General features: G+C 43.1%; 15 protein-coding genes. 8 read left to right on the top strand and 7 right to left on the bottom strand.

Going from position 1 to position 15,754, the window contains the following annotated elements; translation table 11 throughout:
• Positions 1 to 161 precede the first annotated feature (161 nt).
• From EXM22_RS15505 to EXM22_RS15495, 3 genes are read left to right on the top strand one after another with little or no spacing between them, the layout of a single operon-like run.
• The gene (locus EXM22_RS15505) at positions 162 to 1,112 is read left to right on the top strand and encodes an aldo/keto reductase (protein WP_168203552.1); all 951 of its coding nucleotides are present in this window, start codon (positions 162 to 164) and stop codon (positions 1,110 to 1,112) included.
• Between the two features lie 42 nt (positions 1,113 to 1,154).
• Complete coding sequence (locus EXM22_RS15500; protein WP_246157032.1) at positions 1,155 to 1,508, top strand: response regulator; 354 nt, start codon at positions 1,155 to 1,157, stop codon at positions 1,506 to 1,508.
• 3 nt (positions 1,509 to 1,511) lie between these two features.
• Positions 1,512 to 3,056 carry a peptide ABC transporter substrate-binding protein gene (locus EXM22_RS15495; RefSeq protein ID WP_149487388.1) on the top strand — a complete coding sequence of 515 codons (1,545 nt, stop codon included), beginning with the start codon at positions 1,512 to 1,514 and terminating at the stop codon, positions 3,054 to 3,056.
• A 20-nt stretch (positions 3,057 to 3,076) separates the two neighbouring features.
• Here the strand turns inward: EXM22_RS15495 and EXM22_RS15490 are convergent, their stop codons facing one another.
• Complete coding sequence (locus EXM22_RS15490) at positions 3,077 to 3,484, bottom strand: flagellar basal body-associated FliL family protein (protein ID WP_149487387.1); 408 nt, start codon at positions 3,482 to 3,484, stop codon at positions 3,077 to 3,079.
• Between the two features lie 98 nt (positions 3,485 to 3,582).
• On the opposite strand from EXM22_RS15490, the gene EXM22_RS15485 reads away from it, so the two are divergent.
• Entirely contained in the window at positions 3,583 to 4,098 is a 516-nt protein-coding gene (locus tag EXM22_RS15485; RefSeq protein ID WP_149487386.1) for a phosphoribosyltransferase, read from the top strand.
• Positions 4,099 to 4,306: 208 nt separating this feature from the next.
• On the opposite strand, the gene EXM22_RS15480 is transcribed toward EXM22_RS15485, so the two are convergent.
• From EXM22_RS15480 to EXM22_RS15470, 3 genes are all read right to left on the bottom strand, one after another.
• Positions 4,307 to 4,615, bottom strand: coding sequence for a hypothetical protein (locus tag EXM22_RS15480; RefSeq protein ID WP_149487385.1), 309 nt, complete (start codon positions 4,613 to 4,615; stop codon positions 4,307 to 4,309).
• Positions 4,616 to 4,889: 274 nt separating this feature from the next.
• The gene (locus tag EXM22_RS15475) at positions 4,890 to 6,869 is read right to left on the bottom strand and encodes a bacteriohemerythrin (RefSeq protein WP_149487384.1); all 1,980 of its coding nucleotides are present in this window, start codon (positions 6,867 to 6,869) and stop codon (positions 4,890 to 4,892) included.
• A 204-nt stretch (positions 6,870 to 7,073) separates the two neighbouring features.
• Positions 7,074 to 8,399, bottom strand: coding sequence for a solute carrier family 23 protein (locus EXM22_RS15470; protein ID WP_149487383.1), 1,326 nt, complete (start codon positions 8,397 to 8,399; stop codon positions 7,074 to 7,076).
• Positions 8,400 to 8,711: 312 nt separating this feature from the next.
• Between EXM22_RS15470 and thrH the strand changes: the two genes are divergently transcribed.
• Entirely contained in the window at positions 8,712 to 9,317 is a 606-nt protein-coding gene (thrH, locus tag EXM22_RS15465; protein WP_149487382.1) for a bifunctional phosphoserine phosphatase/homoserine phosphotransferase ThrH, read from the top strand.
• Between the two features lie 3 nt (positions 9,318 to 9,320).
• Here thrH and EXM22_RS15460 read toward each other — a convergent pair whose 3' ends face one another.
• Together EXM22_RS15460 and EXM22_RS15455 are read right to left on the bottom strand one after the other, a co-directional pair.
• The gene (locus tag EXM22_RS15460; RefSeq protein WP_149487381.1) at positions 9,321 to 11,741 is read right to left on the bottom strand and encodes a hybrid sensor histidine kinase/response regulator; all 2,421 of its coding nucleotides are present in this window, start codon (positions 11,739 to 11,741) and stop codon (positions 9,321 to 9,323) included.
• A 3-nt stretch (positions 11,742 to 11,744) separates the two neighbouring features.
• A complete protein-coding gene (locus EXM22_RS15455; protein WP_149487380.1) occupies positions 11,745 to 13,001 on the bottom strand; it encodes a response regulator in 1,257 nt (418 codons plus the stop codon).
• A 157-nt stretch (positions 13,002 to 13,158) separates the two neighbouring features.
• On the opposite strand from EXM22_RS15455, the gene EXM22_RS15450 reads away from it, so the two are divergent.
• Positions 13,159 to 14,343 carry an MORN repeat-containing protein gene (locus EXM22_RS15450; RefSeq protein WP_149487379.1) on the top strand — a complete coding sequence of 395 codons (1,185 nt, stop codon included), beginning with the start codon at positions 13,159 to 13,161 and terminating at the stop codon, positions 14,341 to 14,343.
• Positions 14,340 to 14,999, top strand: a complete 660-nt coding sequence (locus tag EXM22_RS15445) for an HAD family hydrolase (RefSeq protein ID WP_149487378.1) — start codon at positions 14,340 to 14,342, stop codon at positions 14,997 to 14,999. The genes EXM22_RS15450 and EXM22_RS15445 overlap by 4 nt, the downstream gene beginning before the upstream one ends.
• On the opposite strand, the gene EXM22_RS15440 is transcribed toward EXM22_RS15445, so the two are convergent.
• Positions 14,977 to 15,303 carry a thioredoxin family protein gene (locus tag EXM22_RS15440; protein WP_149487377.1) on the bottom strand — a complete coding sequence of 109 codons (327 nt, stop codon included), beginning with the start codon at positions 15,301 to 15,303 and terminating at the stop codon, positions 14,977 to 14,979. The genes EXM22_RS15445 and EXM22_RS15440 overlap by 23 nt on opposite strands.
• A gap of 144 nt (positions 15,304 to 15,447) precedes the next feature.
• Between EXM22_RS15440 and EXM22_RS15435 the strand changes: the two genes are divergently transcribed.
• A complete protein-coding gene (locus EXM22_RS15435; protein WP_149487376.1) occupies positions 15,448 to 15,753 on the top strand; it encodes a glutaredoxin family protein in 306 nt (101 codons plus the stop codon).
• Position 15,754: the final 1 nt, after the last annotated feature.

Raw genomic sequence — 15,754 nt, 5'->3', positions numbered from 1 at the left:
CATATATTTAAATGCTTCATTTTCTGAAGTCTTGAATAGTCTTGAAATAGTTATGTAAAAAAGAGTCTTTGCTCAAGACAGGAATTCTCCAATATAGAAAGAAATACGAACTATTTCATGGAATTGATGGAAAATTGATGATATATAGAAAGAGAACGACCATGAATAGCAAAAGTAGACTCTTGAAAAAAATCCCCGGATTATCGCCTCTCAGTTTTGGAGCCTGGGCTCTGGGTGGTGAGTATTGGGGTCCCCAAAGTCATCACGATTCCGTCCGTGCTATCCATCGAGCTTTGGCTATGAATGTGAACTATTTTGACACTGCTCCTGTTTATGGAAAAGGTCGTTCAGAACAGTTGATAGGACAGCAAATCAAGAAGTTCCGTTCTGAGATCATCCTCGGAACCAAGGCGTTTTACACGACCCCGGAAAAGATGAAAACCAGTCTAGAAACAAGTCTGAGACGCCTCCTCACCGACTATATTGATATTTTTTACATACACTGGCCTTTGAGCGGGGTCGATATGCGTCCCGGAATGGAAATGCTGGAATCCTTGCGTCAGGAAGGGAAAATAAGAGCTATTGGTGTCAGTAATTTTACAGTTGACCAGATGAAACTACTCGAAGGAGCGGGCTCTATCGATGTATATCAGGGCGGATACAACCTGTTCTGGTCTGCCCTTGAGCAAAAGCTGCTCCCCTATCTTTCAAAAAGAAATATAGGCTTTATTCCCTACGGTGTTCTGGCACAGGGTATACTGACAGAAAGTGGAATGGATCATCTGGACCGAAACCACGAAGGCTACAGGCATAAAATGATCCTCTACAGGGAGGATATCATTGAAAGAATCAGGCCATGGCTGCAAAGACTCCTTGAGGAGAGCAGCAGGACAGGTATCCCTCTGGAACAGGCCGTCGCGTTGTTCACATTGAATCATCTGTCAGCCGATACGGTCCTGTTGGGCGTTAGAAACAGATCTCAGGCTGAAAGGAATTTTCAGATGGTAAAGGATGGTTTACCCCCTTCATTTTCATCCCTGCTGCAAAGCATAAAAACTGAAGCAGAGGGGTTATTTCAAGGCATACCGAATCTATTTAATCATAAAAGTTGAAGTAGTTCCTGTAACGTGGGATAATACAGTGAGGTTTGATCTATGATGAAGAAAGTCCTATATGCTGAAGATGAGTTCACAAATAGAAAGATTCTGGAGATTATCTGCGGAAAATTGAACTATCAATGTATTCTAGCAGAAGATGGTCTTCAGGCACTGGAACTCTATCGGAAAGAATCTCCTGACCTGGTGATCCTGGATCAATACATGCCAGGTTACAATGGGGATATTGTAGCTGAAAAAATCCGGCAGAAAGACAGGCATACACCCCTGGTTGCCATCACAAGTGATGACGAAGCAGTGCCTCTGCTGAAAGAAACCGGCTTTGACCGCGTTCTGGTCAAACCCGTAAAAAACAAGGACTATGAATCTCTTCTCAATACATATCTGGAGTAACTAGTGCAGAAAAAAATGATGACTCTGTTTCTTATCCTGTTTACCCTGAGTGGAACCTTTCTCTCAGCCAATGATCAGTCGGAATTCACAATAAATTTTTCACCCTCTTCAATCTCGTTGAATCCGCAGCTGGGGTATACCACGGCTGAAGCACAGATTTTTACAGCCCTTTATGAGGGGCTCGTGTCGTATCAGCCGGTCACACTGCATCCCGAACCGGGAATGGCTGAAACCTGGGAGATTTCCGACGACGGCCTGGTCTACACCTTTCACTTAAGGGACGGTTTGACCTGGAGCAATGGAGATTCTCTAAGAGCCTCAGACATCAGAACTTCCTGGGTGAAGCTTCTGACCCCCGGTAAAAAAGCAGATTATGCCTCCTTACTGGATGTTATAAAAGGTGCCAGGAACTATAGAACCGGCAAGGGTCTCGAAAAAGACTTTGGCGTTGAGGTCCCCGACGATCAGACCCTGATCGTTCATCTGGAAAAGAGGGTTCCTTATTTTCTCCAGATCCTCTGCCATTACAGCTTTGTTCCGATTCATCCTAGCCTGAATGACAGAAGTTCCTGGTGGGACGAAGAGACAATTCCTGTAAACGGCCCTTATCGTTTTTCAAACAAGCCCGGTACGAACAGAATGAAGTTGGAAGTAAACCCGGAATACTGGGATAAGGAAAAAGTCAGCATCAATACCCTGAACATTCAATTCAGCGAAGATTCTTCTGAGTTAATGGAACAATTCAGACTCTACGAAGTGGACTGGGTAGTCTCTGGTTGGGGAAGCGAAAAGATTGATCCTGACCGTCTAGTTCTACATCCTCTGTTCGCCACCAGTTATTTTTATTTCAACAACCAGGAAAAACCATGGAACGATCCAAGAGTCCGTACGGGCTTGTCGCTCCTGTTACCCTGGGAAAAGATAAGAAACAGCGAGTATCTACCGACAAGCCGCCTTGTTCCCGAAATTCCAGACTATCCTCAATTCAAGGGAATTGAAAAGGAAGAAGTGGAAAAAGGGCTGGCCCTCCTGGAAGAAGCAGGATACCCCAAAGGACAGGGACTGCCTCCCATAAAAATTAGAGTGCCCTATGGGGATGCAGAAAATCTTAAAATAATGAAAGAAAGCTGGGAGACTCATCTGGTGACAGAAGTCATCATTGAAGAGATTCCCTTTCCCCGCTACTTCTCATCCCTCAAAGAGGCCGACTACACCCTCGGGCAGATTACATGGATCGGGGACTATGCCGACCCCATGACCTTCCTCCAGATGTGGCAGGAAGGAAGCAGCCTGAACGATGCCTCTTTCAGCAGCGAAGAGTACAACCGTCTTCTGGAAGAGGCTGTAGGAGAAGACCGGTATAAAAAGATGGGAGAAGCGGAAAAACTGCTGCTGATGACAGCCCAGGTGTTACCTCTGAGCCATTCCCCTGCCTTAAACCTGATTGATCTGCGCTTCCTGGAGGGATGGTATCCAAATGTCCTTGATATTCACCCTTTTAAATACATCAGTTTTAAGAATAATTTTGTCATTCCGGGGACAATTTAGAAGAGAGTACGGTATCAAAATCAGCGAAATTCAAAAACCTGCTTTTTGACGATTGCCACGGTTTTGATACCTGGTACTTTCTTAAAACTCTCATAGCGATGAATCGTTGAATTTACCATGTCCATGATTTCCTGCTTGAGCTGCTCTTCCTGCTCAATTGTATAGTCAAATTCGCTCTTGCTGCTAAAAAGATTCCTCATTCCATCGCTGATGACCGGTGTTAGATCCGCAAGGCTGTACTGGGTTTTTTTATCACCCCAGTCATAACCCAAATCTACTTTGATGATATAAAATAAAGGGGGATCGTCCCGGGTTGTTCCCGAGACTTCTGGCAAATTTTTATAATAGGAGTAATTTGCCAGTTCTTTCGAACAGGAAGAGAAGAGGAGGAGACTCATGGATAATATGACCAGCATTCGGATTTTCATGCTTCTATTATCGGCAATTTACTCAGGATTCTCCAGTCTCTGCATCTTCCTATCATCATCGTCTTGCCAAAGACCTGCTTCCTGTTTTATTGTTGCACATGGAAAAGATCTACATAACATATAATCAAATTCACGAGACCATTAAAGGCCTGGTAAAAGACGTTAAAGATTCAGGGTTTGACCCTGATTTGATGGTAGCCATAGGAACCGGAGGATTCATACCGGCCCGCATGGCCAAGACATTCTTGAACAAACCAATTTTGACGGTGGGTATTGCCTATTATGACCTGGATGACAAACAAACAGACAGTCCTGTCATCACCCAATGGCTAGACCAGCCTGAGAAGCAAATCAAGGGGAAAAAGATCCTCCTTGTAGACGAAGTGGATGATACCAGAGCCACAATCGGCTTTTGCCTCGATGAGCTGCAGAAGCATGAACCTGCTGAAATTGCAGTCCTTGTCATACACAACAAAGAGAAAGAGAAAAAACACAAGATTCCCTCTTATATCAAACATTACTTTGTTGGCAAGAACTTCAAAGATCCCTGGATCTGTTATCCCTGGGATGCAGATGACACTGCAGAACAAGATAAGATGTCACTTCAATCCTGATCGCTTTTAGACAATCACTTTGATCTTCATATCGTCCTACCTTTCTACTGCAAACGTCCGCCAGTGAAGGGGGGGGGCGGGAGGTCTGAAACGCATAGTTAGTGAAGTAGGAACCCTCTTTAAATGTTGAGGGTTCAAAAAAAATGCCGGATTCAATAAAATCCGGCAGTCAATTCAAAGGGTGTAGGCTCTTGGATATTAGAATTGGTTATTTGAGAATTTTCTGGTAGGGAACTGTCATTCTGTCTTTTCCATTGACAAGGACCTGAACTTTGTCCACAGAAATGGTAATGACTTCACCCTCTTTCGTTTCTTTTTTATATGTAAATTTAATTTTATCGTGGATCTTCAAAGTATCCCGCATTTTTCTGGCAGCTTCTTCCTGGGCCATTTTTAAAATATCCCGTTCTTCTGCTTTGATAGCATAATCCAGTTCTGTTCTCAGAATTTTTTTATCATCCATGGACAATCCGCTATATAATTTAACAAATTTTTCTGTCTTCTTGGCTCTGGCCATACTTGCTGCTCCTTCTAAGATCAATAAATTATTAAACATTCACGATGAATATTATTCTATTATTTACCTTTTATTATTATAACACAATAAGACTACAAATAAAAAGTTAAAAATAGTTGTCAAAAAAAACAAAGAATATAAGTAATTCCAACTTAGGAAATCTAACAAAAGTAGAAATAAAATTAAAAGAGTATTTTCAATATTTTGAGAGAAAGATATCACTCCCACAACCTCATCACCCACTGAATATGGGTGATGACATACGGGAAAGATATCAGGACTTGATGGCTTTATTATTGAAGAAATCAGAGTATTGTTTATCAGTTTTGTTGATATGATTGACCACCCAATTCTGAAGAAAGTCCAAAACCTCAATACTCAAAACACCTTCATTACGCTCGATTCCTTTGTATAATTCCTTTGCTTTTTCAACCAATTGCTGATGCTGCTGAATATGTTCTGCCTTATGAGGATAATCGTAAAGATGAAAGTTTTTCTCCTCCGTACCAAAATGGAACTCGGTGTAGTCAATGAGTTTCAAAAGGGTTTCACCCAGTATATCATTGCCCGACCCCTCTTCCATTCTATTAAAAAGATCCGATATAAGACGAAGAAGAACTTTATGCTGATCATCAAATTCACGGACATGGACGCTCAAGTTGTCATTCCAACTCACAAAGTCAGAATATCCAAGGGTCATTAATATCTGAACAATCTCATTGGAAACTTCAGTCAGTTCCTGGAATTTTTTCTCGGCTTCAATCATATTATTCTGGTTTCTGAGGGCTACAATTTCTGCTAAAACTTCATGAAGATAGGTATGTCTTGATCTAAGTTTTTCGAATTTCTTGTTATCTTTTATATGCTCTTTTCCCCTGGAATTAATCCAGATCCCCAATCGGCTATGCTTTTCATCCATGACGGACTCAACATTTTTATCAAAACTGCCATCCAGAATAGCACGGGACAGCCCCATCCAGTTCACATGGGCGACCATTAGATTTGAAAAGAAGAGCTTATTCTCCAGTTGGTTCTGTTTTCCATGATATTCGGAACTGGCCTGCATAATATCCAAAAAGGACTCTGATGTCTTGAGGTAAGAATCCGATACCTTTGTGAGGTTGAAATTCGAGATTTTCGATTCAGAGGAAAGCTTCTGCATATCTTCTGTCAGATTGGAAGCAATCTGTTTAGAATCCTGTAAAACCTTGTTGATATCGGTTGTTCCATACTCAATCTCACTAATACTGGCTGTGGATTCTGCTGCAATCTCCTGAAGCCGTTCTGTATTGAGAGACAACTTATGAGCACTGCTCAAAAGAGATTCTGTATCCCGGTGAATCACCGTAAAAGCCTCGGCAACTGTTTCGGCTCCTTTTTCAATTTGCTCAAAGGATTTTCCGCTCTCCCGGCTTATCATTCCTGCCCTATTGATGTGTTCCACCAGTTTATTCAAAGTCCCGGAAATGATATGGGAGTTCTGGCCAGTCGATTCCGCCAGACTTCTGATTTCTTCAGCGACTACAGCAAACCCTTTCCCGGCTTCACCCGCATGAGCCGCCTCTATGGCGGCATTCATTGATAGCAGATTCGTTTGTGAGGCAATGTCATTGATAACGGTGATCAGAGAAAGAACATCATCAACCTGCTTCTGAACATTTCGTATTACGTCTTCATTTTCCTGAATTTTTTCACTGCTCTCTGAGGTGACCCGGATGAGTGTTTTCACACTATCCAAGCGTCCAGCGGCTATTCCGGAAACCCCTTTTATTGACTGGTTCATAGAGCTTATGGCATCGGCAGTTTCTTTGATTGACTGATTCTGACGGTCATTCTGCTTTCTGAAACTCCCCAGGGCAGCCTGGATCTCTTCCACGGCAGCAGAGCCTTCTGTCACACTGTCAAAGAGATCATAAGCACTTTTTCTATTGGCCTCGGTATGGATGCTGATTTGGGAGGCGCTGTTGACGGCTTTTTCAATATTGCGGGATAAGCGCATCCCCGCTCTTTCACTGTTTCCAATACTCTGTTCTTGCAGTGAGATCATACGGGAGACTTTATCAAAATTCGAAAGAAGTGACTCTTTGAGCTCCACAAAGGGAACTGATATTTTGAAGGATTCTTCTTTAATCCCCTTCCTGAGGGCTTCAATGAATTCAATAATCCGATGGATATCACGATCTCTACGGATGCATGTCAAAAAATTCATTACAAGAGATAAAGCCAGTAGGACGCTAACAATAATCAGGGGCATTATTTTCTCCTAAGTTTTTTAAATTATCGAGTAATATGTTATCATGTTTTAGTATAGACCCATATTATTAATATTTTTATAACAATTCTCCGACTTTTCATACATTTTTTTATTTTAAAAAACACACTATGGTGGGAAATAAAAAAACCCGGAAGACAGGTCTCCCGGGTTAAATGACTGCTGATTCTAAAATCAACTGTTACTTTACTTGCTCAGTTCATCCTCAATCATTTCTTCTGCTGTCTCTTCTGGAAGATCATCCAGACTCTTAGGCAGAACCAGATTCAGAAGGATACCAACAACAGCCGCAAGGGCAACACCGCTCAGTTCAAAATTCAAACCGCTGCCGATAGGAAACTTAATCATTCCCCCTCCAATTCCAATGACTAGAATAACTGATGAGATTGTGAGGTGTCTTTTTTCACCATAATTTACACCGCTTTCAACAACAGTCCTGATACCCGCACTGGCAATGATTCCGAAAAGCATCATGCTCACACCACCCATAACCGGCACAGGAATGGTCTGTATGAGAGCCCCGAATTTTTGAATGAATGACAGGATGATTGCTGTAACAGCGGCTCCCCCGATAACCCAGATACTGTAAACTCTTGTGATGGCCATGACGCCGATGTTTTCACCGTATGTTGTGTTGGGTGGACCACCAAAAAGAGCGGCAATAGAAGTGGCTACACCATCTCCGGCAAGGGTTCTATGTAGACCGGGATCTTTGTAAAAATCTCTTCCCACAACCTTACTGAGAACCAATGTATCTCCCAGATGTTCGGCAATTGTAGCCAGTGAAACAATGAGGAATGTCAGGATAGGAACCCAGTGAAACTTGGGAATTACCGGTTTGGCAACTCCAAACCAGGCGGCATCACCCACAATGGCAAAATCAATGAGTTTAAACGCAGGAAAGACTAATCCCATGACCAGGGTAAAGACATACCCGCCCACAATTCCTATGAGGATGGGAATGACATTGAAAAAACCCTTAAGGACAATGGAAGAGATCACCGCAATAGACAGGGTTACAACGGCGATGCTGAAGTACGCCAGGCTGTAGTTACCGGATCCCCCGGTCATGGCCATATCCATGGCAGTGGGAGCCAGTTTCAGTCCGATCACAATAATAATAGAACCAATGACCACAGGAGGCAGAAGGCGGTCCACCCATCCAATGCCGAAACGGCTGATAATCAGTGAAATCAGGCAGTAAAACAGACCGACACAGAAGGCTCCACCCAAAGCGTAAGCCAACCCGAAGTCGGGAGAGTTGCTGATGGCGATAAGGGGCGCGATAAACGCAAAAGAAGAACCCAAATAGGCTGGAACCTTCCCTTTTGTGATAAGAATATACACAAGAGTCCCTACACCGGAGGTAAATAAGGCAACAGCCGGGCTCAACCCTGTGAGCATGGGAACCAGTACGGTTGCACCGAACATTGCAAAAACATGTTGAATACTCAGCGGTATCCATTCTTTGAGTACAGGTTTATCATGTACATCTATTCTGACTTCTGACATAAAGCCTCCATTGAAATATGAGATTGATATCTTTCAATTAAGAATTGAAAAAGGGCAAAAAAAAGCCCTGAAATAATATCAGGGCTGATTTTACAAATTATAAATGGATAAAGACAACTGAGGGGCGCTGTCGTCCTTAAATCGTTCTTCATCAAATTATTTTTATCATTAACTGATCGTAATGGTCAATAGAGATGTCAGACCTTTAGTTTTCAGGGATTTTATGATCCTACTTGTCCTGCCCGTGGTGAACTTGTACAATAGACTTCTCACGCCGTTTCACAACGAGCGGATCATCCTGGAGGAAGTATAATGAAGTTAGTCTGCCTTGACCTGGAAGGTGTACTCGTACCCGAAATATGGATAAATGTAGCCTTAAAAACAGGCATCGAAGAGTTAAAACTGACAACCAGGGATATTCCTGACTACGATGTCCTTATGAATAAACGGCTGGGAATTCTAAAAGAACACAAGCTGAACCTCAAAGATATTCAGGAAGTAATAAATACAATGGACCCCCTGCCTGGAGCCTACGAGTTCAGTATGGCCGTGAGGTCAAAGACTCAATTGATCATCCTATCCGATACTTTTGAACAATTTGCAGCACCGCTGATGAAAAAACTGGAATGGCCGACTCTCTTCTGCAACACCCTCGTTATAGACGAGAAAGACAGAATCACCGGATACACACTCAGGCAAAAAGATGGCAAGAGAAAAGCCGTAGAAGCCTTCCACTCTGCGGGATTTCAAATCTTGGCCGCAGGAGATTCCTATAATGACCTGACCATGATCCAAACCGCAGAACAGGGACTGTTTTTTCGTTCTCCCCTATCCATTCAAGAAGAAAATCCGGATATAAAAGCGGTTGATGAGTATAAAGATCTACTGTCTGCCATCAATAAATTCCTAGAAAATTAGGGACTAGGATTCCTGTTCTAGCAACTTAGAAACAGCTTTTTGAACCCGGAGAAAGGCTTCTTTCACCCGGGGAATGGCCTCTTGAGATGTAAGCATATCATGATCTCTGGAAGAATGTTCCAGAATTTCAGCCTCATTTCCCAACTCCAGCATGGACAAGTTTCTGGAACTTCCCTTGATGGAGTGGGCAATGGAACGGATATCATCAGGACGCTCTAGAATATCTTGAGCAGACAACTCTTCCATCTGCCCCGCCACCTGCTTCATATACGGTTCCAAGAGGGAGATCAAAAGGTCCTTGTCTTCCAGAAAAGTATCCATAGCCTGACTAAAATCAAAAACAGGAACTTTCTCAGAACTGGGAGACTCTATTTCATCGACTTCCGAAAGAACTTCCAGATCTTCTAATTGATTCATCCCCATGGGTTTGAACCAATTGCTCAGAACAGGCAAGAGATCTTTATTCTTAAAAGGCTTAGAGAGGAAGTCATTCATTCCGGACTTAAAACACTTCTCCTGCTCTTCCCGAAGGGCATTGGCAGTAACCGCAATGATCGGAATCTTCAATCCCCGTTCTCGAATCTGTCGAGTCGCTTCATAGCCGTTCATAACCGGCATCTGGCAGTCCATAAAGATGAGATCGGGATTATCTGAAACGGCTCGTTCCAGGGCTTCTTTTCCATTCTCCGCAAGGATGACCCGATACCCCTGTTTTACCAATATCGATTCAAACAGTTTTCGATTGACAGGGTGATCTTCGGCTATGAGGATAAGGCCCTCTTTCAATGTTGAAAGAGGAGCCTGCTTTGAACTCTTGGAAGAGACAGGAGAGGGATCAGGAAGAGTATCGACAGTGCTGAGTTCTTCCAGTTCTTCGAGATCTGCGGGTTCCGCCTGTTCCGGATAGAGGGCTAGAATACATTTTTCCCATAGTTCTTTTTTCCTGACTGGTTTCGTGATATAAGCCGAAAACCAACCCAATAGCTTCATTTTGGCTTCTTCGGAACCCCGCCCACCCTTCAAAGACATAAGGATCAGAGCCGTAGAGGCCAAAGAAGGGTTCGCCCTGACCTCGCTGGCCAACTGCCATCCATCCATTTCTGGCATCAACTGATCGGTGATACAGAGGTCAAAAGGCTGTGCTCCGGACTGGCTCCTTTCGGTCATTATAACAATACCGTCTTTGCCGCAGCCGGCTTCTACAACAGTACAACCCCAACTGGTCAAATAGCGGGCCAGGGAGTCTCGGATGCACTGATTATCATCTACAAGGAGAATCGTTTTTCCTTTGAGCTTCTCCCCGTATTCAAATGCCTCGGGAACAGTCCTGTAGGGTACAGCTCTGGGAAATGTGAGGGTGAAAAAGAATCGGGATCCTTCTCCTTCCCTACTTTCGACACTCAGTTCCCCGCCCATCTGCTTTACCAGGTTTTTACTGATGGTGAGACCAAGACCAGTGCCTCCAAAACGTCTGGTAGTGGATGAATCAGCCTGAGTAAAAGCCTCAAATAAACGGGATTTTTTGTCTTCCGGAATGCCGATGCCGCTGTCTTCTACAGTCAAAGTCACAGTGACAGATCGAGCATCTTGATTTACACCGGTGAGATAAACCATGACCTGCCCTTCTTGAGTGAATTTCACGGCATTGTTAGTCAGGTTCACGGCAACTTGTCTCAGCCTGGTGGGATCCCCTTCAACCTGAAAGTCAGTTCCCGCCTCAGCAAACAGACCCACCTCCACACCTTTTTTATGAGCCTCAAGAGAGATAAGATCTACAGAATCCTCCATCAGTTCCTGAAGGTTACAGGATGTATATTCCAGTTCCAACTGACCGGCTTCGATCTTTGAGAAATCGAGGATATCATTGATCAAGGAAAGAAGGATGTCCGCACTAAAGCGGATCTGAGAACCGTATTCATCCTGCTCCTGGTCCAGTGCAGTCAGATTCAACAATTCCGACATCCCGATGATTGTATGAATGGGTGTTCTGATTTCATGACTCATATTCGCCAGGAATTCAGATTTTGTCTTTGTCGCCTGTTCCGCAGCATCTCTTGCTTTTTTAAGGTTGAGTTCATAAAGGCGCTGATCTGTGATGTCCTCTTCTTGAAGAAAGATACGAGAATCCTCACTACTTTTGGTCAACTTTATAGAGTACCACCTCTTTTCGTTTGAATTTTTGGGAATCACAGCAACCAGCTCGCCGTGATCTTCTTTGCCATTCAAAAATTCCTGTAGGAAGGAATCCCATTCCTTACGCGCATTTGGATCTCTCAGGGTCAATGTATTGCCATTTTTTTTGAAGAGTACTTTTAGGCGGGCATTCCCATAGAGGATAGAACCATCGCTTCCCAATACGGCAATAGAACGGGGAGACTGATGAAAAAGCTCACGCCAATTGATTTGTTTATGTTCTGGAGCCATCTATTATTCTTCCTGTAATCTGAGCATTGCTTCCAGAACTTTCAAGATGATAGTTTCGGGCTTGAGAGGTTTGATCATATAGCTGTTGACTCCCAGTTCTTTAGCCTTCATCACACTTTCTTTCTTACTCATAGCAGAAAGGATGACTGTAGGAATCTCAATGGACTGTGTTTTCAGATATTCCATGACCTCGAACCCGTCCATTTCAGGCATCATAAGATCTAAAAGGAGAAGATCAAAGCTGTTTCCCCCCAAAGCCTGAGTAAACTCTTTGCCATTTTTATAATAACTCAGAGACCAATTTGTTTTTTCAGTGGCTTTACTGATGATTTTATGCACAATAAAATCATCATCCACCACAGCAATTTTAATATTGCGGTTCTTCAATCCGGCAATGGCATTGCTTGATTCATCCTGAAAATTGAGCTGAAAGGCCTCATCGCTTCTCAGATTATTCTTGGACGAGAGCAGAACATCCTGTATGCCATCCTGCTCAGATGTCATGGATTCCATACCACGGATTCCAAGCAGGCCGCTGACGGCTTTTTCAAGGGATGGAGAAATTTCTATATCCTTATAATGCAGATGGTAATGGATATAATTCTTAATATCATCATCTAATGTAAGAATTCTGACCTGATTAAAAGAATCCACAAATTTTTCAACTTCTTCTAAAAGCCTATCCAGTTTTGGTTTATCTTCGGGCCTCATTTGAATGTCTGTCATGAGGATCAAAATACGGGGGTAGCGAACCTTATACAGTTTAAGAAGCTCGGCAATTTTATACTGGAGGAGACTGATCTTTTCATTGTTGAACCCTCGGGCAATCTCAATAAATAAAATCTGGTCGTTTAGATGAGCATCCAGCAGGCAGGGCGTTTCATCCACCCGAATATCCACACCGAGGATTTCAGAAAGTGCCGAAAGCAGAGCATCAATCTTAATGGGCTTATTTAAGAATTTACGAACCCCAAAAGGGGCAACTTCGAGGATTTTCTGTCTATCAACATTTGCCGAAGCAAGGATAACGGGTACATCCTTAGCATTAGGATCGCGTTGTTTGTCCTTTAATACATCCAGACTGCTTTTCCTGGACAGCATATAATCCATGATTATAACGTCGGGAATAAAACTCCGGATTTTTGAAACACCATCTAAACCATTGATAGCGACACTCACATCAAAGCCGTAGTTGGTCAGTTGAGTCTGCATGAATTCCCGGTACATGGGGGCATCATCAATTATTAAAACTTTTTTCATCTATATGAGCCTTTAAGAGAGCTATCTCATTATACACTTTAATTTACGGTACTTAACAGGTTTTTATTGAGAGAACTTCATTTCTAGTATCATATGACCGAAACATGTTCTGAAGAATAGATTGAATCTTTCGGTTTTTCAAATCATAATCCATTTTATGGAAGAGTTTAACTGCCGGGGAAAGCTGAGTTCTTTGACTCTGGAATCTGTTAGCCCAGACCCGGAACTGCCGAAACAGGATGAAGAACAGCGCCTCTTTGTTGCCAAACTCTTTTATGATCACAGCGGTCTCCTTATCCGAAAGCAGGAACCACGCAAGACAACCTTCTACCATTACAATGATGACAAACAACTTGAAAAAGAGGTGGAAGTCCGGGATGCCGAACATATAAGCAGAGAGAAGATTTATCAGTACTCCGCAGGCCGGCTTCTGAGCGAAGTATCAGAAGAAGAGAGGGTCAGCTACCACTACAACAGCAGAGACAAACTCAATTTCACAACGAGCTGGGTCGGAGATATTCAAGAATCAGTTTGTTCATACGTCTTTGATGACCGAGGCTTGGTCACCCTCAAAGAGATTCGCGATTCAGAAGGTCTGCTGTTGAGAAGCTGCCAAATGAAAAGGAACCCCCAGGGCTTAATCACAGAAGAAATCATTATCAATCAGAACAATATTATCCTGGAACACAACAGGTACGAATATACGGTATTTCACGGAGAAAACTGGCTCAAGAGAGAGTGTTACCGCATAGAGGAAGGCCGTGAGCCTGTACTGAGGGGCATACTCTATAGGAATATATCTTTAGCTCCCGAATCCGCTCCAGAGAGCTCACTGCAACAGGCCATGGAAACACCCTCGGTCAATGAGGAGATGACAGAAGAACTTCCAGAAGAATTGGAAAAGGACCTGCCAGAAAATGAAGAAGCTCCTCAAATACCCTTGAACATTGAAAAAAAATTGAGATTCAAAAACGGTCTTTACCAGGGATCGGTCAACGGAGACAACAAACCAGAAGGCCAGGGAGAGTTTTGGGGAAAAGACGGAAGTCGCTACAGCGGCGGATTCCATAAGGGCGAGATGGAAGGCAAGGGGAATCTACTGCATAAAAACGGCAGCAGTTATACAGGTGATTTTCACAAGGGCCTACCCCATGGTGAAGGGGAGTGCCTCTGGCCCGATGGGAACCGTTATAGAGGGGAGTTTTTCTGGGGTGAAATGCATGGCATAGGATCCTTCACATGGACCGACGGAACCCGGTTTACAGGACTCTTTGAACACAATAAAAGCACAGACCAGGGCCTCCTTGAAAACGCGGAGTTGCCCGGAGAAGAAACAGAATGAAATTCAAATGCCTTATCCTCGATCACGACGACACCTCCGTAGAGAGTACAGCTCTGATTCACTACCCGGCACATCAGGAAGTGATGAAACGACTCAGGCCAAACCATCCGACAATCCAGCTGGAAGAATGGTATCTGAAGAATTTCACACCGGGTATCATGGAATATATGACTGGGGAACTTAGGTTCTCCGAAGATGAGATCTTGGAAGAATACCGAATATGGAGAGAATTTACAGAAGAGAGAATACCGGACTTCTTCCCAGGGTACCTGGAAATCTTAGAAGAGTTTAAGGAGAAAGGAGGAATCATCACCGTGGTCTCTCACTCCGAAGAAGATCTCATCAGAAGAGATTACAGGCATGCAGGAGCGGAAAATCTTCCCGAAATAGTCTTCGGATGGAATTTTGATCCTACCAAACGGAAACCCCATCCTTATCCCGTCATGGAGATTCTCAGACAGTACAACCTTGAACCTTCAGAAGCCTTGATTCTAGATGATCTAAAACCGGCAGTGCAGATGAGCCGATCCTCAAACGTTCCCATTGCGGCCGCCGGCTGGGGACATAATATTCCTCAGATCAGAAGTTATATGAAACAGAACTGCCAGTATTATCTAAATACCATTCAGGAATTCAGATCTTTAGTGTTTTCTTAAGGAAGGCATCAATTTCTGCTTTTGTCTTAGCATCCTTGCTTACAAAACGTCCCAGTTCAAGACCGTCCTGAAATACAATAAAACTGGGAATGCCATAGATATCCTTTTCCTGGCAAAGATCAATAAAGGCATCTCTGTCGAGTGAGATAAAATCACAGACCTCTTTATACTCCTCTTCCAGATCGGGCATTATGGGTTTCAGCGCCTGACAATCGGGACACCATTGGGCGGTAAAAAGGGCACATACAGCCTTGGAAGATTTAATGAGACCGAGGTACTCATCCATATCTTTAACATCTATCATTTTGAATCTCCTGAATACTAAAACTCTAAAAGAATTAAGCTGTACAAATATTTTGAATTGCTTACAATGGAAAGATACATTATTTTGGAATGAATAATCCAGTATTATTACTGAATTACCTCAAGTCATTCACAAGGAGCAGGTATGTTTGAAAATGCAAAATTTAATTCAACCCAGGGGAGTAGAAACAAACATCAACTGCGTTTTATGGGGTTAACAACCTGTAGCTTTTGTAAAAAAGCCAAGCAATTTTTAGATGATAATGATTTCAGTTATGACTACTTATACCTGGATAAAATTGACCCTGAAGATAAAAAAAATCTAAAAATTGAGTTTGCAGCACACTTTGATAAGAGGCTGAGTTATCCAACACTGATCATTGATGATAAAGAGATCCTAACAGGGTTCATCAGGATAGCCTGGGAAAAAGAACTCCTAGAGGAGGAGTGAT

The organism is Oceanispirochaeta crateris (assembly GCF_008329965.1).
GTDB lineage: Bacteria > Spirochaetota > Spirochaetia > DSM-2461 > DSM-2461 > Oceanispirochaeta > Oceanispirochaeta crateris.
This window is presented reverse-complemented; position numbering and strand designations above follow the sequence as displayed.